Here is a 21,770-nt window from a genome sequence, read left to right as displayed (position 1 = left end):
CGGAGCAGGGCCTGCCGCCCCTTTTGATTCACCGCTTGTGTGAGGCAACCATGACCACGACAACAACAATAACTGCATCACCCACCAGCGCCACTACCGATACACCGCAGATTCCACCGGGCAAGGCTTTGCTGGCGGCATTTGCCTCGACGTTTGGTTGGGCGCTGGATTTGTTTGACCTGTTCATTCTGCTCTACGTGGCGCCGATCATCGGCCGCCTGTTCTTCCCCTCGGACACCCCGACACTGTCGCTGGCCGCCGTGTATGCCTCGTTCGCCGTGGCCTTGCTGGTACGTCCGCTGGGCTCGGCGATCTTCGGCGCGTATGCCGACAAACACGGTCGCAAGCGTGCGCTGATGGTATCGATGGTCGGCGTCGGTATTTCCACGGCACTGTTTGGTGCGTTGCCGACCATTCACCAAGTCGGCATATTGGCCCCGATACTGTTCCTGTTATTACGTGTAATTCAGGGCATTTTCGTGGGCGGCATCGTTGCCTCCACTCACACCATCGGCACCGAATCCATCTCGCCGCGCTATCGCGGCTTGATGTCCGGGTTGATCGGTGGCGCCGGTGCCGGCATGGGCGCGCTGTTGGCGTCATTCACTTATCTGGTGTTGTCGGAGATCTTTCCCGGGGAGGAATTTGACGTCTGGGGCTGGCGCTTCATGTTCTTCTGCGGCCTGCTCAGCACATTTTTCGGACTGGTGATGTTCCGTTACCTGGATGAAAGTCCGGTCTGGCGGCAACTGCAACAAGCCCGCAAAACCAAGGGGCCGGCGGTAGTGGTCGTGTCGCCACTCAAGCGTCTGTTCGGTCGCGAGTACCGCGCCGTGATGCTGGTCAATCTGCTGATTACATTCGGCGGCGGTGCCACGTATTACCTGGCCTGCGGGTATCTGCCGACATTGCTCAATGTGGTCGCCAAAGTGCCTCATACGCAGACTTCGCAGCTGCTCATGTATGGGTCGGTGGCAACCATTGTCGGAGCACTGGCCTTCGGTTACCTGAGTGACCTGATCGGTCGCAAGAAGACCTTCATGCTGCTGGGTGTGATCAACCTGGTGGGCCTGCCCATGATGTTCCTTGGGGTCGCCGACCCGGGTTCGCTGACCCGCACTGCGCTGTATTGCGTGGGGATAGGTTTCATGGGCGGGGCGATCATCGCGCCGATTCTGATCTTCCTTAACGAACGCTTTGCCACCGAGCTGCGAGCCAGCGGCACCGGGTTGTCCTGGAACATCGGTTTCGCCCTCGGCGGAACCATGCCGACCTTTGTTTCCCTGGTCAGCAGTAGCCCGGCGGAGATCCCCATGGTACTGGCGATTTTCGCTGCCGGTCTGTCGGTGATCTACCTGATCGGCAGCGTGGTGATTCCAGAAACCCAAGGCAATTTCAAATAAAGGCGGGAAGGTGCTCCAGGAATTCGCAGATCAGTTGCAAGGTCCGCTCGGGAGCTTCGGTTTGGGGAAAGTGCCGACAGTCATCCAGCAACACACAGCGACACGGTCCAGGGACCTGTCGCTGGATGACTGCCAGTTGCTCGGGCGTGGCGTAGTGGTCTTCGCGACCCTGAATGACCAGCAGCGGCTTTTCTATATTCGCCAACTGCGCTTCGAGATTGTCCAGGGAAAAGTCCGGGTGCAACCAACTGTCGCTCCAGCCGTGAAAAGCGCCGTCGACATTGGTCCCGTGGTGGCGTGCCAGGCGCTCGCGCAATTCGCCCTGATGCCACACCTCGGTGGTATGGCGAATGCCATCGAGGCTCTCGGCCTCGACAATCACATGAGGCGCCAGTGCAATGCTGCCCAACACGCGTGGATCGTTGGCGGCGGCATAGGCAAGGACGATGGATGCGCCGTCACTGTGACCGAGCAATACCACTTGCGGCAGTTGCAAGGCATCGAGCAATCGCCGCAGTTCACGAGGGCCGTCGGTGCTCAGGTAGTCCAGCGGACGCGGCAGGGTTACCGGGCTCGATTGCCCATAACCCTGACGGCTGAAAGTGACCACACCGCAACCGCTGGCCTGGGCCAGGCGCTGGGGGAAGTCTTTCCATTGGTCGCTGCTGCCGAGGCCTTCGTGCAGCAGCACAAGCGTCGGTCGCGAAGGCTCAGCCGCAGGGATTTGGCGATATTCCAGGCGCAGCGACCCAAGTTGCAAAAACTGTTGTGGCGACATGTTGAATCAACAATTGAACAAGATTGCTCGCAGGTTACCGTAAACGTAACCCCGCATGCAGCACCACGCTTTTGCTTGAGGTATTGAAAACATGCGTCATCTCGATGTTCAGGTGATCGACCAGGCACTGCAATGGGCTCGCGCCGGGCAGGCCCAATGGCTGTGCACAGTGCTCTCCACCTATGGCTCGGCGCCGCGTGCGCCGGGTGCGATGCTGGTGACCAATGGCGCGGGCGAACACGTCGGCTCGCTGTCGGGTGGCTGCGTCGAAGAGGAGTTTCTCGAAAGCCTGACGTGCGGTGAATTACGCGAACCGGCGCAGATCGTCAGTTATGGCGACAGCGTCGAGCAACGCCACCGTCTGCGTTTGCCCTGTGGTGGTGTGCTGATCGTGCTGGTCGAACACCGCGATGCCAGCCTTGAATGGATCGCACACCTGGAGAGTCTGCAAGCGGCGTTACTCGGTCAGCGACGTCTGCAGCGTCATATCGAGCTGAGCAGCGGTGCCTTGCGCCTGGACCCGGACGCCGGACACGGCAGCGAACGGGTGCAAGTCGACGACGAAAGGGTGCGCATCAGCGTCGGCCCGGCGTTACGACTGATTCTGGCCGGGCTCTCGCCGGTCGCTGAAGTTTGCGCCAGTTTCGCCCGAGCCATCGGATGCGAAGTCATCGCCTGCGACCCCCGGGAAGAGATGCTGCATGTACATCTCGAAGGCGTGGAGATGCAACGTGTGCTGCCTTCGATGTTCATTGCCGCCGGAGGCTGCCACGCGGCGACCGCGGTGGTGGCGCTGACCCACGATCCGCGAATCGATGATCTGGCGCTTATGGAAGCGGTCCACACCCCGGCGTTTTACATCGGCGCCATGGGCTCTCAGGCAACCTCGGCCAAACGCGCCGAGCGGCTGAAGCGCATCGGTGGTCTGACGGATGAACAGATCGCCCGTTTACACATGCCCATCGGCCTCGATCTGGGCAGCAAGGCCCCGGCGGAAATCGCTCTAGCGGTGGTGGCCGATATCCTGCGTGTTTATCACGGCAAAGAACGCCATGCCTTGTAGGCGGTTTTTCCGACGAACGTGGGGGCTGCGAAAGTCGAGGTAGACGCTCGGTCAGTCGCGCGCGATAGTGGTCAGCCAAGTGTTGCTGAACCATGGACCGATCGACGGGCTTGAGTAATAGATAAACGCCCCGATGATAGGCATTGAGGCCGATAACAATATCGCTTCAAGCGAGCGGAGGAATCTGATGTCGATTGCCCAACGGGTTTTCCACGGCAGGTTTGGCCGGGTCGCCTTGCTGAATATGGATCATTCGCTGGTCACCCATACCCATTCCGAATGCCATGTGCTGGTCAAAGTGTCCGGCGAGGACACTTACTTCAACGTTAACGGTCGGCGGGTTCCGCTCAGTGATCGCACTGCGGTGCTGGTCAACGCCTGGGAGCCGCATTTCTATGATCCGCAACCGGGCGCCGGTGCCACCCTTATCCTGGCGCTTTACATCGAGCCCGCCTGGCTGGCCACTGCCCAGCAGTCGCTGGCGCTCAGCGGTCGGCCGGACTTTTTCGCCCAATCATGCATCGAGCTGTCGAGTCGAAATCGCACCCTGGCCGACATCCTGGTCGCCGAAGCGCATGGTTGTGGGATCGTACCGAAAGAGCGCTTGGAGTTCATGCTGTTCGACTTCCTGATCGAACTGATCGAGGCCTTTTCCAGCTGGCGGCATTTGTCTCTACTGGGTGCGCCCAACACAGGTGAGTTCCGGGACGCGCGCGTGCGCCGTGGCACGGCCTGGTTGCTTGAACACCTCGATGATCCGAACCCGATCGACAACGCCGCGCGGGCCTGTGGTCTGTCTCGGGCACACTTCTTTGCGCTGTTCAAGAAAGACACCGGCATGACGCCGACCCTGTTGCTTAACGACGCGCGCATGCGCCGCGCTTTTGCCTGGCTTGAGCGTGAGCGCAGTGGAACGCTGGGTCTTTTGTCGGAGAACCTCGGGTTCTCCGAGCAAGGTCATTTCACACGGTTTTTCCGTCAGCACATCGGAGCTTCGCCCAGCCAGTATCGGCGTGTAGTGGATAGTTACGCGGCGATTTGAACCGAGAGGAGGGCGGGGGGATTGGGCAATACTCCCGTCAATGAAGTTAGTCTTTTATTTTGAAGCTGGCGACTTTTATAGGCTGCGAAAATTGTAAGGTCTATTAATTATCCAGAAAGTCATAAATCTCTTTCATGCGTTCTTCTCGCATCAACTCAAGTTCTTCCTTGGTTTCGACTCCAGCGCAGAAAACTGACCACTCAACCACGTATAAAGCTGAGAAACCGCAGGGCTGATCTGCTTGCGATGTGGGCACACCAGGCTCAATGGAGAAGCTTCCCCGGGGTAATCCGGCAGCAGCACAAGCAGGCGCCCAGCGGCGATATCGGCACTGACATCCAGCCACGATTTGTTGGCGATACCTTCACCCTCCAATGACCAGCGCCGCACGACATCGGCGTCATCGCTGAACAGTGGCCCCGAAACCTGCACGGTTTGCCCGCCCAGGTTCCACTTGTCGTAGACCCGGCCATTTTGCAGATAGAGCAGGCAGTGATGCTTGCTCAAGTCATCCGGCGTTTGGGGAGAACCGTAGCGTTGCACATACTCCGGCGAGGCAACCAGCACCCGCTGGTTCCACGGTGCAAGCGGCAGTGCCACGTAGTTGGCGTCTTCGTTCGGGCCGTATCGAATCGCCACGTCCACCGGGTCGCGAAACAGATTGGCCATCTGGTCCGACAGGAAAAAACGCAACGTCAGTTCTGGATGCTGACGGCGGAACAGCGTCAACCACGGCAGCAGTATGTTGCGCCCCAGATCGGACGGCGCTGTCACTTGCAGTACGCCCCGCAGCGTGGCGTTCTCACCACGCAGGTTTTCCTTGCCTTGCCTCAGGGTCTCAAGCACTGCGTGGGCAGTGGGCAGATATTGCTCGCCCTCGGCAGTCAATCGCAGGCTGCGAGTGGTGCGGGCGAACAGGCGCACATCCAGCTCGCGTTCCAGACGTTTGATGGCGGCGGCGACCTGACCAGGCAGTAGATCAGCCTCCAGCGCCGCTGCGGTGAAACTGCCCAGCGCGGCGCTGCGGATGTATAAACCAAGATCATCGATGCGGATCATTTTCACTCCTGCAGTGAAAGTGTTGGCGCATTTTGCTTGTTTTTCTTTGTTCTTGGGAAGTCGAAGATGGCTGCAAACGAGTGCATCACCCTTCAGACAGCGAGTGTCCATGAAAGCCATCACCTTTACCCAGCACGCCTTGCCCATCGACCATCCACAAGCGTTGATCGACATCAGTCTCTCGGTGCCCAAACCTGGCCCACGGGACCTTCTGGTCGAAGTTCGCGCGGTGTCAGTGAATCCCGTCGATACGAAGGTGCGCGCCGGAACTTTCACAAAAGAGCCGAAAATCCTTGGCTGGGATGCCACAGGCATTGTCCGTGAGGTCGGCTCTGAAGTGACGTTGTTTCAGCCGGGCGATGAAGTGTTCTATGCCGGCTCGATTGCCCGCACCGGCAGCTACAGCGAATTCCATTTGGTCGATGAACGGATCGTCGGGCACAAGCCTCGTACATTGAGTGCAGCCGATGCGGCCGCGTTGCCGTTGACCTCGATCACTGCCTGGGAATTGTTGTTTGACCGGCTCGGTGTCGCCGAGGGTGCAGGGGAGGGCAAGTACCTGTTGATCACTGGAGCGGCTGGGGGCGTCGGATCGATGCTGGTGCAGCTGGCCCGACAGTTGACCCGTCTTACCGTCATCGGAACTGCCTCACGCCAGGAAACCGCTGATTGGGTGCGGCAGTTGGGCGCGCATCACGTGATCGATCACAGCCAACCACTGCTCGCACAGTTGCAAGCGCTCGACGTGCCGGAGATCGACTATGTCGCCAGCCTGACTCACACCGAACAGCACTTTGCACAACTGATCGACGTGCTCAAGCCGCAAGGGCGTCTGGGTGTGATAGACGATCCAGACAGCCTCGACGTGATGCCGCTCAAGCGCAAGTCGCTGTCGTTGCATTGGGAGCTGATGTTCACCCGCTCGCTGTACGAAACCCCGGACATGATCAATCAGCATCATCTGCTCAATCGGGTCAGCGCTCTTATTGACCAAGGCGTTCTGCAAACCACCGTGGGCGAGCACTTTGGTGCGATCAATGCGGCAAACATGCGTCGTGCCCATGCGCTGGTCGAAAGCGGCAAAGCCCGGGGCAAGATCGTTCTCGAAGGGTTCTGATTTCACTCATCGGGTGAGGTTGCGCGTATTTCGATGCGTTGGTTTCAGCGTTTCACCGCCACGACAGATGACCTGCTCGAAGAGCCGTTGCAACTGATATTCCTTGAGCAGGTATCGGCCTGATGACCCAACCTGTTGAACCGCATCACCTCGGCCGGCGTATCAATTCGCTTCAGGAGGCGGCTTGACTCCGAATTGCGGAACGATGTGAGTGCCCAGTTCCTCAATGACGTCCGCAGCAGGGCGCTTTCCGTATTTGAGATTGAGGATAACGTGGTCCACTCCGATTTCCTCAAGCGACTCAAGCAAAAACCGGAGATGGTAGCGTCCAAGTTTGAACCCCAAATGAATACGAGTGGGCGGCGTGGACGGGTTCTCATCGAGGTCGATGTAAAGCGACTGAGTGAAGGGCTTATAGACGGGGCCACATTGCTTCATGACCTCCTGCCGCCAATCTTCCACGATCATTCGCTGCATGTTCGGAATGCGTGGATAGTTGATCCATCCGACGCTTTCGCGCGCGATCCAATCCAGTGACTGGCGGCTATTGCCGGTCACGAACATTGGAATGACTTGGGTTGTGGGTTTCGGAATGAGGTCTGCGCCCCGCATCTCTCCACCGCTCCAGCGAATGGGCTCAAAGCTGGTGCTGTGGGCTCTGCGAATCACCTCGTAGTGCTCCCGAAAGATTTCTCCGCGCCTTTCGGGATCGACGCCAAAAGCAGAAAACTCCACTGGGCGATCGCCGGAAGCTACCCCCAGTATCAAGCGACCTGCGCTCAACTGATCAACGCTAGCTGATGCCTTGGCCGTGTGCAGAGGATGGTGTACAGGGATGGCAATGGATGCGGTGCCAAGCGCTATCTCCGACGTATGAGCAGCCATGTAGCCCAGGTAAACCCAAGGGTCGAACAGTTGGCCAACATCGCCGAAGCCAGGGTCCCGAAGAGGCACGTCGCGAAACCAGAGTGCGCAGAAGCCCAGGGCCTCCGCTCGTTTGGCCAATTCGACCTGGTTGAGCATGCTCGGAGTGTCCCCATCGAAGGCCTCCAAAGGAAAGAACAATCCAAGGCTCAAATGCCCCTGAGTGAAGGTTCGGCTGAACCCTCGGTGCTGCTGATAAGGAATCGTACTCGGCCGATACATACTCATCTTCCTCAATGGGAGAAACGTGAACAGCGCCCCTGTTTAAGAGGTGCTGAGGCATCGGTCGCTTGGGAACGACAGGTGGGGTAATGGTGTAGTCTTCGCCCGTTGCGCCGTACATGCTGGTCGGGTCGACCGGAGTGAGGGGCCAGTTGCTGGCAATACGCGCGGGCAGGTCCGGATTGGCATTGAGCGGACGGTCAAAATAAATCAGATCGTTCCAACCCGATACATCGCCTGAGCAAAAGCATGGGGACCATCCAACAAGCGTAGGCGGCATTGCGGGGAACCGCCATGTTCGTCGTCCGTCTCGGTACCTGTCGCAGATGATTACACCGCAGTCTGGGCCTTGGGCGTCGTGATCGGCGCGCCGCGGGTTGCTATTGAGGACAGTCGTCAGGTCAGCCCGCTGAGCCTTTAGATACTCGACCGACAATTGTGTCCGGCCCCAGTCCTGAAATTCAGACGATAAGATAAATTTTCAGACCCCAACGCAGAACTCCATTTCCCCAGGCAAGGCACTCCCTGCGCCTTTCTCACACAATCGGCTCTAACGCTATCGCGCTGCATAACAGAAACAGGTGCGATGAGCGACTTTGGAACTTGCATTAACGATATTAGCTTGATGCAGGAGGGGCTAGGCATCGTCGATTTCTCGTCTTTAGCAGGATATTAAGAATAATAAAAACGCGCACCTGGAAAATTTTGCGTTGCTTCTATTACTTCAAAATAACAAATGGAGCGCTATATAAATGAGTGGAAAAACAATAACTGCAAGTTCGGTGTTTCTTAGTATCACCCTGAGTATCCAGGCGCATGCTGACTTCCTGAGTGATAGCAAAGCCACCTTGGGAATGAGAAATTTCTACTTCAATAACGACAACCGCGATGGCGTTGCCGCCCCTTCTAAAACCGAAGAATGGGCGCAGGGTTTCATGCTGGACTTCAAATCGGGCTATACCGACGGCATGGATGGCTTTGGTGTCGATGGCCTGGGGTTGCTGGGGGTTAACCTGGACAGCGGCAAAGGACGGCATGTCGGCAGCAGCATGATGCCTTCTGACAGTGACAACCGTGCCGTCGACGAGTGGAGCAGGCTGGGGCTGACCGGAAAAGTCAAAATGTCGAAAACTGAACTTCGCTACGGCACCTTGATTCCGAAACTCCCCATTCTGGTCGCCAACGATGGGCGCGTGCTTCCGCAAACCTTCGAGGGCGTTCAAATCACCTCGAGCGAGCTCAATCGCCTGACCTTGACTGGAGGTCGGATTGAACATGCAACAGGACGTGGTTCGAGCGATCAGACGGGGCTGGCCGTTACTGGTGGTACGCGTGAAAGCAATCAGTTTGACTTCGCCGGGGGCGATTGGAAAGTCACCAAGGATCTGACAGCTCAGTACTACTACGCCGGCCTCGATAACTACTATACGCAGCATTTTTTGGGATTGATTCACACCCTTGCCATCTCGGACAATCAGTCCCTCAAAACCGACCTGCGCTACTTCAAAACTGACTCGTCAGGTGCAAATAGCTCCGGTACGTCAGGCTACAGAATGAGTGGCTACACCAAAAACGGTGATGGAGAAATCGATAACCGTACCTGGAGTGCGGCGTTGATTTACACACTGGGTGGCCACGCAATTACTGCGGGGTACCAAAGTGTGTCGGATGGCAGCAACTTCACTCAACTCAGTCAAGGTAGCCTGCCAAACAAGGGCGCCGGTGGAGCAAGTCTGTATCTGTATACAGACCGCTTTATCCAAACTTTCACCCGCGCAGGCGAGCGCACAGCTTTCGGTCAGTATGTTTACGACTTCGCCGCTCTGGGCGTCCCTGGCCTAAAAGGCTCGGTCATGTACCTCTCTGGCGATAACATTAAAACGACGTCAGGCGCCAACCAAAAGGAATGGGAAAGAGACATTAGCCTGGACTACGTCCTGCAGTCGGGAGCGCTAAAAGGCGTCGGGTTCGGCTGGCGTAACGGCAAGTCCAACAGCGAAGCATCTCGTAACGTAGATCAGAATCGTATTTTTGTGACCTATAGCATTCCGCTTCTCTAGATAGCGGTGCGGGAAGTTTAGGGATATCGGATGCTCATGATCGGCGCAGACCTGCAGTGCGACAAGTCAGTCATGGTCAAGCTGGTCGTCGATGCCGAGGTTAGAGAGGTCCTTTTCTACCGGTCGGGTGCCATGCACCTCGGGCTGCATTTGATAGTGTCCGTTCGAAGGCATACGATCGAGATTGAAGGTGTCTACATGCAAGTTACAGCGCCACCACGGTGACACTAAGCCGGATGCGCTCAGCAGACCGGGAGGTGTTACTTGAAGTGCACAACTGATATGCCCGCCAGCGTCATCACAAAACTCACCTACCTGGTCAAGCACGATGCGAAGCCCTATGTGCATACCGAGGCTCTGACCGGTGACAGTGAACCGCACTACTTTGCTGAGCAGGAGGAGCGCGAGGTCACGATACACAACGGTCGTCCGTTGGCAGACAGCCTTTCCCTGGACAAGCAGGGGTTTGAACTCCATCGGCGGGCTACGGTGGTCGACGATCTCTACGACGATACCTCAGTGGAAAGCGTCTACTTTGACGAGGTCAAGGCCTTGATCAAGGAGTTGACGGGCGCGAGCCGGGTCGTCATCTTCGACCACACCAGGCGCAGCGACGCCGAGCGGCGGGATATTCGCGGGCCAGCCAGCCGTGTGCATAATGACTACACCGACCGCTCGGGGCCTGAGCGTATTCGCGACATGCTGGGCCAGGATCAGGCCGGCGCACAGGTGTCGGTGGCCCAGATTAACCTCTGGCGCCCGATGAGCGGGCCCGTCAAGCGCTCACCGCTGGCCGTGCTGGACGCCTCGACGCTCGACCCCAATGACCTGCTGGCCACCGACCTGGTCTATCCGGATCGTATCGGTGAGATCTACCACCTGGCCTACAATCCGCAACAGCGCTGGTACTATTTTCCGGACATGCGCCGTGACGAAGTCTTGCTGATCAAGGGGTATGACTCACGTCACGACGGCCGTGCCCGATTCACGCCCCATACCGCCTTCAAAGATCCCAACACGCCGCCGGGAGCCCCGCCGCGCGAGAGTATCGAAGTTCGCACCCTGGCCTTCTTTGATTAGGGTTTTGCCGCTTGCCGCGGGCCTCACGCCGCGCGGTGTTTGCCCCCATGCTTTCCAGGCGAGCACCCGCTTTGGTTGGTAGGGATGTGTTGATGTGCGCGGATAGCTGATCCACCCGTGATATGGCCAAACTTTAAAGATTCAACGATACCTGAAGTTTAGTAAAACATAACAGATCATGGTTGCTGTCAGGCCGACCAATATGTACTCAATACGCGGTAGGAATATAACCAACCCACCTAGAGAAAACACGATCAAGGTATTTTGTAGTATGTATTTCCTTATTTTAGGTACCGCTATGAAGTAGCCATATTGCTTGCCTAAGAAAAACAAGGCCATGCCGATGATTGACGCAATCTGGAAATCGCGCATCGCAATGTCATTCAAGATCGCATGCCTGATCAAATTTGCGAGAAGTGCCAGCCCCACAAATAGAAAAAGGTGCGAGTAGATTAAGGAGTGTCCACTCATGCTGCTTTCATTTTTGCTCAACAAGTAAAAGCTATCGAAATATATCCACCATATACTGCAGATCATGATGAATCCGGTGACTGCCGCCATCACATTATAACGATCCCATTGAATGTCAGATAACCCTCCAGAAAGGCTAATTACTGACTCGCCCAATAAGATGAGGGTGAGTAAACCTATTCGTTCAACCAAGTGTTCTGTATGTGCGGGCAATGGCTTTAGCTTACCCCAAGAAAATAAAGGGAGCAGAATATCAAGAAAAATCCCAATGTAAGCGACAAGGTAACGCATGGGTGGTTCAAAAAGAATGGATGAAAGACTAACAGCTGCACTAACTAACAGGGCAACGCCAAGCCTGGAGGAGAATTCGCTATGATGATCGAATTTATTTATGGACGAAATGTACATGATACTGATAATGGCACGTATGCCAAAATAGCAGGCAATAACAAGCGCATAGTTGACTTCCAATTCTTCCCCAATCCGTGCAGACAGCACAATGAGCAGCAACATTATAAATAATGTTGCCAAGCGGTGAAGGTTACTGTCTGTATCAAACCTATTTGAGTAAATCGTGTGACTGGACCAGATCCACCATAATGGAACAAAAAGCAGTAAAAATGTCCATAATTGCTCCTGTTCAAAATGGCCGTGATGAAGATGTCCGAGAGTATGCGTAACCTTGCCAATTGCAACAACGAAAATCAGGTCAAAAAACAACTCTAACCATGTGGCGTGTCGGTTTTTTTCATAATACTTCAAGGATTTCATTCGCTGCTGGCTCCGTGTCGGCGATCTGTATATGGCCAAATGGCGAGTGCGCAGCAGCGAGCCAATTGGATCGGGCAGACGTTGCCGTTCAACAGCCGTACATGCCGCCTCGATTACGGTGGGGAACTATCGAGTGAATTGACTATCCGGCAATTTCGTCAACTCACCAACGAAAGCTCAATCATCTGACTCATTTCGGCGAACTCTGGAACCCCGTCATAGCGAAGCCCGTCAATGTAAAACGCGGGGGTGCCATTAACGCCGCTCCGTACGCCGCCATTAAAGTCGGATTTTATTTTGGCCAGGTAAGTGCCTTCCTGCAGCGCAACATAAAGTTCTTCACTGGAGAGACCGTGTTTTAGAGCGATGGCCCGAAACAGCGGCATGCCCAATCGATCCTGATTTTCATAGAGTTCGTCGTGAGCCTCCCAGAAGAGTCCTCGACTCCCTGCATATTCAGCGGTGACGGCTGCACCCATTGCGTGCGGATGGGCGGTGGTCAGGGGAAAGTTACGGAACACGAAGAGCAAATCGTTGCGAAAACGCTGTTGGAGATTTTTGACGACCCAATACGCTAAACCGCAATAGGGACATTCATAATCGCCAAATTCCACCAAGGTGACTTTGGCATGCGCGCTTCCCTGGCGATGGTCGTTGGCACTTACCGGCACTTTGAGAGTGGCCATGTGATCACCTGTTAATTTTTGGTTGGCGTGCTTTGTGGTGCATTCGCCAGCGCATCCAGCGCATCCAGAATGCCGTCCGCCCCTGGGTTGATTGCCATTGGTGAGATGTAGCTCCAGGTGATCACTCCCTCCTTGTCAATCACGAACAGTGCCCGCTTACAAACTCCCAGGTGAGAGTCGTACGCTCCATATCGTCGCGCCACAGCTCCTTTGGGCTCAAAATCGGCCAGCAGGCTGAAGTGGAAATTCCGATCTTTGGCAAAGGCCTGATGACACCAGGCGCTGTCGACTGAGATACCCAGGAGCGTCGCACCGTATTCTCTGAATGTGGGTAGCAACTGGTTGTACAAGGTCAGTTGATCGCCACAAACCGAACTCCAATCGGCGGGATAAAACGTCAGTATCACGGGATTTCCCTTCAGCTCGCGTAGCGACAATTGCTGATCGGGAGTCGCATACAGTAGGAAGTCGGGCGCTGCGGTGCCGGCTGGCAGCGGCTCCTGAATCAGGTCGTCTTTCGTTTCCTCTGCATCACCAAATTCTGAAGTGTTCATTGCTTGAGCCCTGATAGATAGGAGTTTGGGGTCTACTCAGGGGGGATGCGACTTGTCCGGCGGGGATAACTCCATCCACCATCAAGGGATTTATAACAGGCTACGCTGCCACGATCTCAGCCTGAGCCTGAGTGTTTTCGGCAGTAAGACGTTCACATTCCGCGTCCAGAAGCACGACGATGCCCGCCGTGCTTTCGCGGTATTGAATTGAGGGCCAGGTGGGGAGAGCAGCGACAGGATTCGCTCTGGCTCAGCAATGACTATAGTCGCTGTTGTCGCTTGTCGTAGTCGCTAAACGCGTTTTCGGTTTCCTTGGCAGGGCTTCGCGCTCTCGCTCTGTTGCCATACACCTTCGCCGTAAACGCCCGGTCATCTCATTACTGATCGATTCGCCTCTGCGAATTCGCAGATCAAAGCGTTGCTCGATCACTCTGGTGATTCCATAGCCTCAATTGCTGATGAGTGGGTGATTTACCACCGGCGGTATTTCTGATCATGAAGTCGATGTTCTTTGCGGGTTTGGCTGAGGTGCAGGAAGGGCTGGAAGCGGACGAACGGGATGGTGTCGTCATCATCGGAAATCGCAGTGAACTGCCTTCACTTGGAACGACCCCTGGGCCCGTAAGTCTATCTGTATCTACTCATTGGTAAGGTACAGCGCAATGGATAAGACAATCACTGTCGATCAACTGGCTTCCACCGACCTCAGATCAATCAACGAAATATGGCTCGGCGAAACTCATACTCAACTTTGCCTATGGCGAGGTGAACAAGTCTTTACGCACGAGATGATGAGTGAGGGCACCTACGATCAGAATATCCAGCGCCTGTGCCTACAGCTGGTCGACCCTGACGATCAAGCCGCAGTTGCCAGCGTTGAGTTGATGGTGCGCGAACAGCTCAAAAGGATAGGGAAGGAAGGTGAGTTTTATCCGGCTGAGGAGGCGGATACTCATCGATAAGACATTCACAGGGAATCAATTCAAGGCCTGTTGAGGCTGTCCAGTTAAAGACCCAGCGCCAGTCCTTGTAAGTGCGGTCCGTGATTTATGGTGTAACCTTCAGGTATTACTCACATCGAGATTTTTTCATGTCTAAACTTGCCGAATTCCGCCAGCTCGAAAAACACCTCGCCGAACAGCTCCAGGCCCTCGAAACCCTCAAGGGTGATGCTGGCCTCAAGAAAGAAATCGAGTTCGAAACGAAGCTGCGCGACTTGCTCGCAAAATACGGCTACAGCCTTAAGGACGTGATCAACCTGCTTGATCCGCAAGCAGGTCGTCGCGCTCCAGCCGCCGTGTCCAAAGCCGGCAGTCGCAAGCCTCGCCAGTTGAAGGTCTATAAAAATCCGCACACTGGGGAAGTTGTTGAAACCAAAGGCGGCAATCATAAAACGCTGAAGGATTGGAAAGCAGAGCACGGCTCCGACACTGTGGAGTCCTGGCTGACCAAATGATTTTGGTTTGAACACAAAAGGGCCTGATTACGGCCCTTTTTTGTTTTCGATTTTTAGCTACTTGAGAGGATTTCCACAGCTCTAATCAGGGTGTACGTGAGGCACCTTTTACTTGTCACCTTGGCAAGATATGTGAACTTTAGTGATACGCGAATTTCCATTCATTGAGAGTGAAGCCGCCTGGCTTCCAGCCCGGTAATCGGCCCTCCGAACCTCAAGTCAGGAAGTAGATCGTGATGACCTTGCCCTCCAAGACCTCCCTGCGCCGGGCCGTTACCGGCCCGATGCTTTTTCTATTTATTCTCGGCGATGTGCTCGGGGCGGGCGTTTATGCTCTTGCCGGGACAATTGCAGGGGAGGTGGGTGGCGCAATATGGATGCCGCTGCTGATTGCTCTTTTTTTCGCGATGCTTACTGCAGGTTCCTATGCCGAGTTGGTGACAAAATATCCCCACGCGGGCGCCGCTTCGGTTTTCGCCGAGAAAGCGTTCGGGTCACCGCTCATTTCTTTTCTTGTGGGCTTTTGCATGCTATCTGCAGCTGTCACGAGCGCTGCGGGTTTATCGCTGGCGTTTGCGGGTGATTACCTGGCGGCGTTCATCCATGTACCACCCCACATTTCAGCCTTACTGTTCCTTCTCTTGATCGCGCTACTAAATGCGAGGGGAATTAAAGAATCCTTGGGAGTCAACCTGGTGATGACAGTCATTGAGCTGTCAGGCCTTCTTTTGGTCGTTGTTGCCGCCGCTTGGTATTTGCGTACAGGCGATGCAGATCTGGGGCGCAGCCTGGAGTTCAAGCCGGGAGTCAGCCCGGTGTTAGCCGTTTTGGGTGCGGCACTGATCGCCTTCTATTCTTTTGTAGGATTCGAAACATCCGCCAATCTTGCAGAAGAAATTCGAGACGTTCGAAAGGTTTACCCCCGCGCATTGTTTGGCGCATTGCTGACCGCCGGAGTCCTCTACATGGCGGTCGGTGTAGCTGCATCTTCCGTACTGCCCATGGAAAAACTGGTTGCAACCTCTGCTCCTCTTCTTGAGGTGGTTCGGGCGTCAGGTTTGAACATCCCGCCTCGCGTCTTTGCCTTTATTGCATTGGTCGCAGTCGCCAACGGCGCACTTCTAACCATGATAATGGCCAGCCGCCTTACTTATGGCATGGCTTGCCTTGGACTTTTGCCGAGTGCCTTGAGCAAGGTGCTGCCTCAACGACGCACCCCGTGGATAGCAGTGATCGCTACCACCCTCGTGGCAATCGGGCTCACGCTGACGGGGACGCTAGCCACGCTCGCTGAAACGGTCGTCCTGCTCCTGCTGTTCGTATTTCTCAGCACCAATTTGTCCGTGTTGATCCTGCGCCGTGACGAGGTTGCGGAAGATCACTTTCGAGTACCTACGTGGGTTCCGGTACTGGCTATCGTCTCGTGCCTGATACTGCTTGGTCAGCAAAGTCTGGAGACCTGGATGCGTGGAGGCGTATTGATCCTGACAGGCATGCTGCTTTTCGCCTGTGCAAGAGTGGCACTGCCGGCGCCAGTGGAGCCTGGCTAGGCTTGTGAGAGCTTTCCCTGTCTACCGCAGCGTTAACTTGGCTACGTCATACAAGTGCCAGGGCGAGCGGTTGTATGGGTGCATTCAATGCCTTGGATCGGCGGTTGTGAGCAACACTGGAACATCATCCGAATCCCGCCTTACGCCGAGAGTTAATCAGACTCTTGGAGCGAGCTGAACCATTCGGCATAAGGGGAATTGATGACCAGCCGCCGGTTGAAGTCCGGGCTTCCATCAGCCCACCAGACAGGCCCCCGTTCCCCGAGGGCCACTTTGGCCATTTGTACCTTTTCCCGAGCGCGCTTCAGTTGCGACGCGTTTTGCGAACCCTTTGCGTTCTTGACCTCTCGTCGAGCGGCCATAAGCGTATCGACAAGACGCTGGCGCACATCTTCATCCAATGATGGGTTGGAACATCGCCATAGCTGGCCTTTGACAACAAAGTAGCGACCGTCTGGTGTCACTGGATACATTCCTGTCTCCGATCGTTCAAAGAGCACTTATCCAAAAAATCAGCAAGGACGGCTATCTCGGTTTTCGGGCAGGAAGGCGATTGGCTTGTTTGACTCCAAGCAGTATTCCCAGTACTAGCGCGGCGCCTGCCGCCAGGAGTATTGGATATGGATGTTTACCTGACATCCGCACACCCTCGACTCCGTGTTTATCGCTTGCCGGAGCAGGTCGATGTCGTGATGACGATGGAGTAAGACGGCTTGGACTGGCAGCGGGGTCGGCATCTGCCCTGTACGGCATTTCGTTCAAGGGCAATCGCGCACCGTCCGCGAGAGTCAGGGTGAGGTCTTCGACAGTCCCGGCGAGTCGATCGGGAAACACCGGCTCACCCGTGGGATCAAGCTCATCGTAATAAAACTGCTTTCCTTCCAGCCAACCGATGGCCGTCATCAATTCCGGGCCAAGGTAATATTTTCCGTCGAGGAAGAAACCCGGGAAATGTCGCGTGCGTTCGAGACTGTCTATGGTGTAGCGCTCGCCTGCCTTCATACCGGTTGCTGGGTCGATCATGATGAAATCCTCAGATTCGCTGGTGTTGCGATAGAGGACGGGGCCTGGCGCAACGTTCCATCGAGATTACCGAAAGGCTGTTCTTCGTCAGACCTTTTGAACCTAATTCGAAAACTGTTGCTCAACCGGGAAATGTTCGGGGTGGGTGAAATGAATGCTTTCAAGAATCAACTGACGCTTGAGCAGGAATCCAAATTGAAAGCCCTGGATGCCTGGCATCGTGCGTTGGAGAATCGAGCGTTACGCATGGAGTGTCCCGATGCCTATCACGAGGAGCTATTACGCCAGTCTGATGAGATGCATCGGTTGGGTAGGTTGACCGATTCCGAATGGCGTGACCTGAGAAGGGAGGCAGATGCGGCCTATCTGCGTGCGGTCGCTGGTGAGGATTATCACTGAGGTCATTCAGCTCATGTCTATTGCCGACGACACTCGCAATTGCGTAGCCGGAATTATCCAATACGCGAGGACATGGCCTATCAGTTGAAAGTCTGGATCTCCGTTATTGTCCAGGAAGACTGACTCGCAGGTTTCCAACAGCAAAGGGAAATCAGCACCCGTTGGTCGACAGGGCAGAAGGTTTTTGAAATTAACCCCGGCGCATTTGCTTCAGATGAATGTGGGTTGGCATTCGGTCTATCGCCGAGTGAACGGCAGCCCTGATGCACCTGAGGAGAATGTCATGTTCCTACATAACAAACGACTTCAATACACCGTGCGCGTTGCTCAGCCCAATCCGGGGTTGGCCAATCTACTACTGGAACAATTCGGGGGCGCCCAAGGGGAACTCGCTGCAGCTTCACGCTACTTCACACAGGCGTTGGCCGAAGATGATCCAGGCCGAAAGGATCTCCTTATGGATATTGCCACCGAGGAGCTCAGCCACCTTGAGATCGTCGGGTCGATTATCGTGATGTTGAACAAGGGCGCCAAAGGGCAAATGGCCGAAGGTGTCGAGGAAGAGGGCGAGTTGTATCGCGCCATCAACGGGGCCGGCAACGATTCCCACATCACAAGTCTGTTGTACGGAGCGGGTGCTCCTTTGACCAACTCGGCAGGCGTTCCCTGGTCAGCGGCTTACGTCGATACCATCGGCGAACCTACTGCAGACATGCGTTCCAATATCGCCGCTGAGGCCAGGGCGAAGATCGTCTACGAGCGTTTGATGAATGTCACAGATGATCCGGGTGTAAAGGAAGCCCTCGGATTTCTGATGACCCGTGAAATCGCCCATCAACTGTCTTTCGAAAAAGCACTGCACGCCATCCAGCCTAATTTCCCTCAGGGCAAACTGCCGGGTATGCCTGAATTCACCAACGTTTACTTCAACATGTCTCAGGGCGAAGGCAGCACCCGCGGGCCGTGGAACGAAGGGGAGGACTGGGAGTTCGTAGAGAATCCAGCGCCGGCGGTGGATGGAGGCGAGGGCACCGCGACTGTGCAATTGAGCGCCGAGGATGAAGCGCTGCTCATGGACATGAAAGCCAGGACGATGTCCGACCCAGACAGCAATCCGATCACGGGTGCGGACCTGGGGGCGGGCGTGCAAGGCGAACCACAACCTTAACGACGCGACCGCACGCCAAAAGGCGTGCGGTTTTTCCAACTCAAGAAAACAGGAGGGTGCGATGTCCGAGCCGTTGACCTCATCTGGCGCAACACTTCGCTCACGGTTTGTTCGGCTCTCAAAATCCGGATGGGGCGGGCTAGCCTTCTGGTCAATTCTGATTGGCGTGACGCTTTGCTTGCTGATCAGCGGGTACGGCGCCTTCGTCGGCGCCAACAAACAAAATCTGCACTTTGCATTTCTCGGCGGCATGTCAGGCTTCGCTGCGACGGCCATAGGTGCGTTGGCAGCGATTGCGTTACGCGATATCGCCGCCAGAACGCAGGACATCATGCTCGGCTTCGCTGCCGGGATGATGCTGGCCGCCAGTTCGTTTTCGCTCATTCTTCCGGGTATCGAAGCCGCCCAGGAGCTCTGCGGTAACCAGCTGCTCGCAGCCTGTGTCGTCGTTGCAGGATTGGGATTGGGGGTAGCGCTGATGATCGGTCTGGATCGCTTCGTGCCTCACGAACATGAGAAAAGCGGTCGCCGTGGGCCCGAGGCGCAGCGCATCAATCGTGTATGGCTGTTTGTCCTGGCAATCACGCTGCATAACTTGCCGGAGGGGATGGCCATTGGAGTGAGCTTTGCCAATGGCGATATGAAGGTGGGATTGCCGCTAACCACTGCCATCGCCATTCAAGACATTCCCGAAGGCCTGGCTGTGGCGCTTGCGTTACGCGTGACCGGGATTTCAGCGCTTCGCGCTGCGCTTATTGCGGTGGGCTCAGGGTTGATGGAACCCATTGGCGCGATCGTCGGCTTGGGGATATCGAGCAGCTTCGCATTGGGATATCCCATAGCGCTCGGTTTGGCGGCGGGCGCGATGATTTTTGTGGTGTCCCATGAGGTCATTCCCGAGACCCATCGCAATGGTCATGAGACACCTGCAACCTTGGGGTTGATGCTCGGTTTCGGGGTCATGATGTTCCTCGATACGGCTTTGGGTTGACCCTTTACCTCCCATTCATCATTGAAAGGCTTGGTTGAAGAGTCAAAGAAGCCGCTGGAGGAAATTGACAAAGGCGCCGTGCTTGATGAGAAGTCCAAGGCCATGACTCCTGACCAACACGTGCAGCAAGGAGAAATCATGACAACGCACAGGCTGACAACGAAGGGCTTGCAGTTGAACGTTTCGATCTGCGGTCAAGGCTCTCCGCTGCTTTTGCTCAATGGTTTGGATGGTTTGATTCGTACCTTCGATCCGCTGCGCAATGAACTTGACGACTTCATGACCATCACGCTGGACGTGCCCGGAGTCGGCAAGTCGCAAATGCCCCGTTGGCCCTTTCGCCTGCCACGCCATGCCGACGTGATTGCCGGGATGCTTGAGCAATTGGGGATCGACCAGGTCGATGTGTTCGGCGTGAGTTGGGGAGGTGCATTGGCTCAGGAATTCGCTCTTCGTTACCCGAGCAGGGTACGCAGGCTGATCCTCGCGGCGACCTCTCCCGGCCCATTGCTGTTGATGAAGCCTGCAGACGTTATGGATTTTTTCCGCAAGAGCAAAAACACCAACATGCACAAGCAAGAACGATCCGGCCATTAAGTTCAGACGCTGCTGCGGTTCGGTGTGATGAAGGGCATGCTCTCTGTTAATCCGCGAACCTACTATTTCCAGCTCGCAGCCTTGATCGGATGGACAAGCCTGCTTCGCTTGTCCCGACTGCTTCAACGCACGCTGATTCTTGCCGGCGACCGCGATCCGTTAATACAGGCGTACAACGGCCATATCCTGCGCCGCACAATTGGACGTTCAGAACTTCGCCTTCTGGAGGGCGAGGGGCATTTTTTTGTGGTGACCAGCGCTAGACGAACTGCCGTCCTGGTCCGCGAATTTCTTTGTCGCCATTACGACGATGAAGAGAAGGCGCCGAAGATCACAAACTGAAACACCAAGGCTGGCCTAGAGCGCACACGCTCGTCTCATCAATAGTCGCTCTGCACCTGATAAAGAAAAGGGGAGACCCGCTATCACACTGCTGCCAAGGCAGCGCCTCACGCGTGCTCTTCAAGCCTGCGCACATCACCCAACGAATCACGTTGCATCGACTGCAAGTTCTTTTCAATGGTTTCGCACAGTGCTTCCATTTGAATCTGGTGTTCGCTGTGGCGAAACGGGCTTTGCAGATCGGTGCCGATGCGTTCGATGGCCAGCAGCATGAATCCCACCACGGTCGACGCCAGCGGCGTGAACCAGCCCAGGGATTCGACCAGTCCCACCGGTACGATCAAACAGAACAGCGAAATAAACAGCCGCGGAAAATAGACGTAAGGGTAGGGCAGCGGGGTATTGGCGATCCGCTCCATGCCGCCCTGACTGTTGGACAGGTCGACCAGCGTCGACTCAAGCCGCGCCAGGCGAATACTGTCCAGATGCCCGGCCTTGTATTCCTTGGCGAGCAAAGTCGCGGAGCCAGTGAGGATATCGTTGGCAAAGTTATTGGTCGTGCCACTGCGGGCGAACTCTTCGGCGGGAATAAACGCCCGCACCTCGTCGGGACAAGGCTGGCCTTGCAGATGCGCGGCGAGGCAGTTCACATACGCGACGTGGCGGCGCAGCAGAGTGGATTTGACCGGATTCACCTCGCCGCCGGCATCGTCCAGCAGCGTCAGCACCTGCCGGGCGAAGCTGCGGGAGTTGTTGATCATCGCCCCCCACAACGTCCGCGCTTCCCACCAGCGGTTGTAGGCGCTGCTGTTGCGAAAACTGATCAATACGATCAACGCCGAACCCAGCAAGGTCAGCGGCATCAGCGGCAGGTTCAGCTTGGCGTTGAGAAACAGCATGAAGTCGACGGTGACGGCGATGTCCCACAGCAGCAACCAGAACAGAGACCAACCCACGTAGCCCAGGGTCTTGATGATCAGGCGGTATTTTTTGACGATGGCAGCTTTCAAACGG

At 55.8% G+C, this 21,770-nt stretch carries 23 protein-coding genes and 1 pseudogene; 14 read left to right on the top strand and 10 right to left on the bottom strand.

Annotated features, from left to right (window positions below; genetic code table 11):
* Positions 1-50: 50 nt before the first annotated feature.
* Positions 51-1,403: an MFS transporter gene (locus PDR5_RS15035; protein WP_082934418.1), complete on the top strand. Its 1,353-nt coding sequence runs from the start codon at positions 51-53 to the stop codon at positions 1,401-1,403.
* Here PDR5_RS15035 and PDR5_RS15030 read toward each other — a convergent pair.
* Positions 1,396-2,181, bottom strand: a complete 786-nt coding sequence (locus tag PDR5_RS15030; protein WP_064596711.1) for an alpha/beta fold hydrolase — start codon at positions 2,179-2,181, stop codon at positions 1,396-1,398. The two genes, PDR5_RS15035 and PDR5_RS15030, sit on opposite strands and share 8 nt — an antisense overlap.
* A 91-nt stretch (positions 2,182-2,272) precedes the next feature.
* On the opposite strand from PDR5_RS15030, the gene PDR5_RS15025 reads away from it, so the two are divergent.
* Together PDR5_RS15025 and PDR5_RS15020 are read left to right on the top strand one after the other, a co-directional pair.
* Entirely contained in the window at positions 2,273-3,244 is a 972-nt protein-coding gene (locus tag PDR5_RS15025; protein ID WP_064596708.1) for an XdhC family protein, read from the top strand.
* A gap of 187 nt (positions 3,245-3,431) precedes the next feature.
* The gene (locus PDR5_RS15020; RefSeq protein WP_064596706.1) at positions 3,432-4,286 is read left to right on the top strand and encodes a helix-turn-helix transcriptional regulator; all 855 of its coding nucleotides are present in this window, start codon (positions 3,432-3,434) and stop codon (positions 4,284-4,286) included.
* Between the two features lie 150 nt (positions 4,287-4,436).
* Here PDR5_RS15020 and PDR5_RS15015 read toward each other — a convergent pair whose 3' ends face one another.
* Positions 4,437-5,345, bottom strand: coding sequence for a LysR family transcriptional regulator (locus PDR5_RS15015; RefSeq protein WP_064596704.1), 909 nt, complete (start codon positions 5,343-5,345; stop codon positions 4,437-4,439).
* 109 nt (positions 5,346-5,454) lie between these two features.
* Here PDR5_RS15015 and PDR5_RS15010 point away from each other — a divergent pair, with 109 nt between their 5' ends.
* Entirely contained in the window at positions 5,455-6,462 is a 1,008-nt protein-coding gene (locus tag PDR5_RS15010; protein ID WP_064596702.1) for a zinc-binding alcohol dehydrogenase family protein, read from the top strand.
* Positions 6,463-6,624: 162 nt separating this feature from the next.
* On the opposite strand, the gene PDR5_RS15005 is transcribed toward PDR5_RS15010, so the two are convergent.
* On the bottom strand, positions 6,625-7,608 hold the full coding sequence (locus tag PDR5_RS15005) for an LLM class oxidoreductase (RefSeq protein WP_064596700.1): 984 nt from the start codon (positions 7,606-7,608) through the stop codon (positions 6,625-6,627).
* Between the two features lie 752 nt (positions 7,609-8,360).
* On the opposite strand from PDR5_RS15005, the gene PDR5_RS15000 reads away from it, so the two are divergent.
* Positions 8,361-9,668 carry an OprD family porin gene (locus PDR5_RS15000; protein WP_064596698.1) on the top strand — a complete coding sequence of 436 codons (1,308 nt, stop codon included), beginning with the start codon at positions 8,361-8,363 and terminating at the stop codon, positions 9,666-9,668.
* 264 nt (positions 9,669-9,932) lie between these two features.
* On the top strand, positions 9,933-10,748 hold the full coding sequence (locus PDR5_RS14990) for a CmcJ/NvfI family oxidoreductase (RefSeq protein ID WP_082934417.1): 816 nt from the start codon (positions 9,933-9,935) through the stop codon (positions 10,746-10,748).
* Between the two features lie 141 nt (positions 10,749-10,889).
* On the opposite strand, the gene PDR5_RS14985 is transcribed toward PDR5_RS14990, so the two are convergent.
* The 4 genes and pseudogenes from PDR5_RS14985 to PDR5_RS30185 all read right to left on the bottom strand — a co-directional run.
* Positions 10,890-11,990, bottom strand: a complete 1,101-nt coding sequence (locus tag PDR5_RS14985; RefSeq protein WP_064596692.1) for a low temperature requirement protein A — start codon at positions 11,988-11,990, stop codon at positions 10,890-10,892.
* Between the two features lie 158 nt (positions 11,991-12,148).
* On the bottom strand, positions 12,149-12,676 hold the full coding sequence (locus PDR5_RS14980; protein WP_064596690.1) for a DsbA family protein: 528 nt from the start codon (positions 12,674-12,676) through the stop codon (positions 12,149-12,151).
* An 11-nt stretch (positions 12,677-12,687) separates the two neighbouring features.
* A complete protein-coding gene (locus tag PDR5_RS14975) occupies positions 12,688-13,230 on the bottom strand; it encodes a redoxin domain-containing protein (RefSeq protein ID WP_064596688.1) in 543 nt (180 codons plus the stop codon).
* Positions 13,231-13,262: 32 nt separating this feature from the next.
* Positions 13,263-13,544 (bottom strand): annotated as a pseudogene (locus PDR5_RS30185) (TolC family protein); the annotation flags it as partial.
* Between the two features lie 348 nt (positions 13,545-13,892).
* On the opposite strand from PDR5_RS30185, the gene PDR5_RS14970 reads away from it, so the two are divergent.
* The 3 genes from PDR5_RS14970 (at position 13,893) to PDR5_RS14960 (ending at position 16,236) form a co-directional block, all read left to right on the top strand.
* Positions 13,893-14,192, top strand: coding sequence for a hypothetical protein (locus PDR5_RS14970; RefSeq protein WP_064596686.1), 300 nt, complete (start codon positions 13,893-13,895; stop codon positions 14,190-14,192).
* Positions 14,193-14,320: 128 nt separating this feature from the next.
* Positions 14,321-14,686, top strand: coding sequence for a histone-like nucleoid-structuring protein, MvaT/MvaU family (locus PDR5_RS14965; RefSeq protein ID WP_064596683.1), 366 nt, complete (start codon positions 14,321-14,323; stop codon positions 14,684-14,686).
* A 236-nt stretch (positions 14,687-14,922) separates the two neighbouring features.
* Positions 14,923-16,236 (top strand): APC family permease, encoded by a 1,314-nt coding sequence (locus PDR5_RS14960; RefSeq protein WP_064596681.1) that lies wholly within the window; start codon positions 14,923-14,925, stop codon positions 16,234-16,236.
* Positions 16,237-16,388: 152 nt separating this feature from the next.
* Here PDR5_RS14960 and PDR5_RS14955 read toward each other — a convergent pair whose 3' ends face one another.
* Both PDR5_RS14955 and PDR5_RS29330 read right to left on the bottom strand, forming a co-directional pair.
* Positions 16,389-16,709: a hypothetical protein gene (locus tag PDR5_RS14955; RefSeq protein ID WP_064596680.1), complete on the bottom strand. Its 321-nt coding sequence runs from the start codon at positions 16,707-16,709 to the stop codon at positions 16,389-16,391.
* 52 nt (positions 16,710-16,761) lie between these two features.
* The gene (locus PDR5_RS29330; RefSeq protein ID WP_082934416.1) at positions 16,762-17,259 is read right to left on the bottom strand and encodes a short chain dehydrogenase; all 498 of its coding nucleotides are present in this window, start codon (positions 17,257-17,259) and stop codon (positions 16,762-16,764) included.
* A gap of 150 nt (positions 17,260-17,409) precedes the next feature.
* Here PDR5_RS29330 and PDR5_RS14950 point away from each other — a divergent pair, with 150 nt between their 5' ends.
* From PDR5_RS14950 to PDR5_RS30175, 5 genes are all read left to right on the top strand, one after another.
* Positions 17,410-17,658 (top strand): hypothetical protein, encoded by a 249-nt coding sequence (locus tag PDR5_RS14950; protein WP_172829484.1) that lies wholly within the window; start codon positions 17,410-17,412, stop codon positions 17,656-17,658.
* A gap of 283 nt (positions 17,659-17,941) precedes the next feature.
* Complete coding sequence (locus PDR5_RS14945; protein WP_064596678.1) at positions 17,942-18,826, top strand: manganese catalase family protein; 885 nt, start codon at positions 17,942-17,944, stop codon at positions 18,824-18,826.
* Positions 18,827-18,887: 61 nt separating this feature from the next.
* Positions 18,888-19,817, top strand: coding sequence for a ZIP family metal transporter (locus PDR5_RS14940; protein ID WP_064596676.1), 930 nt, complete (start codon positions 18,888-18,890; stop codon positions 19,815-19,817).
* A 30-nt stretch (positions 19,818-19,847) separates the two neighbouring features.
* The gene (locus PDR5_RS30180) at positions 19,848-20,414 is read left to right on the top strand and encodes an alpha/beta fold hydrolase (RefSeq protein ID WP_064596674.1); all 567 of its coding nucleotides are present in this window, start codon (positions 19,848-19,850) and stop codon (positions 20,412-20,414) included.
* Between the two features lie 27 nt (positions 20,415-20,441).
* Positions 20,442-20,756: an alpha/beta fold hydrolase gene (locus PDR5_RS30175; RefSeq protein WP_237233711.1), complete on the top strand. Its 315-nt coding sequence runs from the start codon at positions 20,442-20,444 to the stop codon at positions 20,754-20,756.
* A 107-nt stretch (positions 20,757-20,863) separates the two neighbouring features.
* Here PDR5_RS30175 and PDR5_RS14925 read toward each other — a convergent pair whose 3' ends face one another.
* The gene (locus PDR5_RS14925) at positions 20,864-21,766 is read right to left on the bottom strand and encodes a bestrophin family protein (RefSeq protein ID WP_039768508.1); all 903 of its coding nucleotides are present in this window, start codon (positions 21,764-21,766) and stop codon (positions 20,864-20,866) included.
* Between the last annotated feature and the right edge of the window lie 4 nt (positions 21,767-21,770).

Source organism: Pseudomonas sp. DR 5-09, assembly GCF_001655595.1.
Classification (GTDB): Bacteria; Pseudomonadota; Gammaproteobacteria; order Pseudomonadales; family Pseudomonadaceae; genus Aquipseudomonas; species Aquipseudomonas pharyngis.
This window is presented reverse-complemented; position numbering and strand designations above follow the sequence as displayed.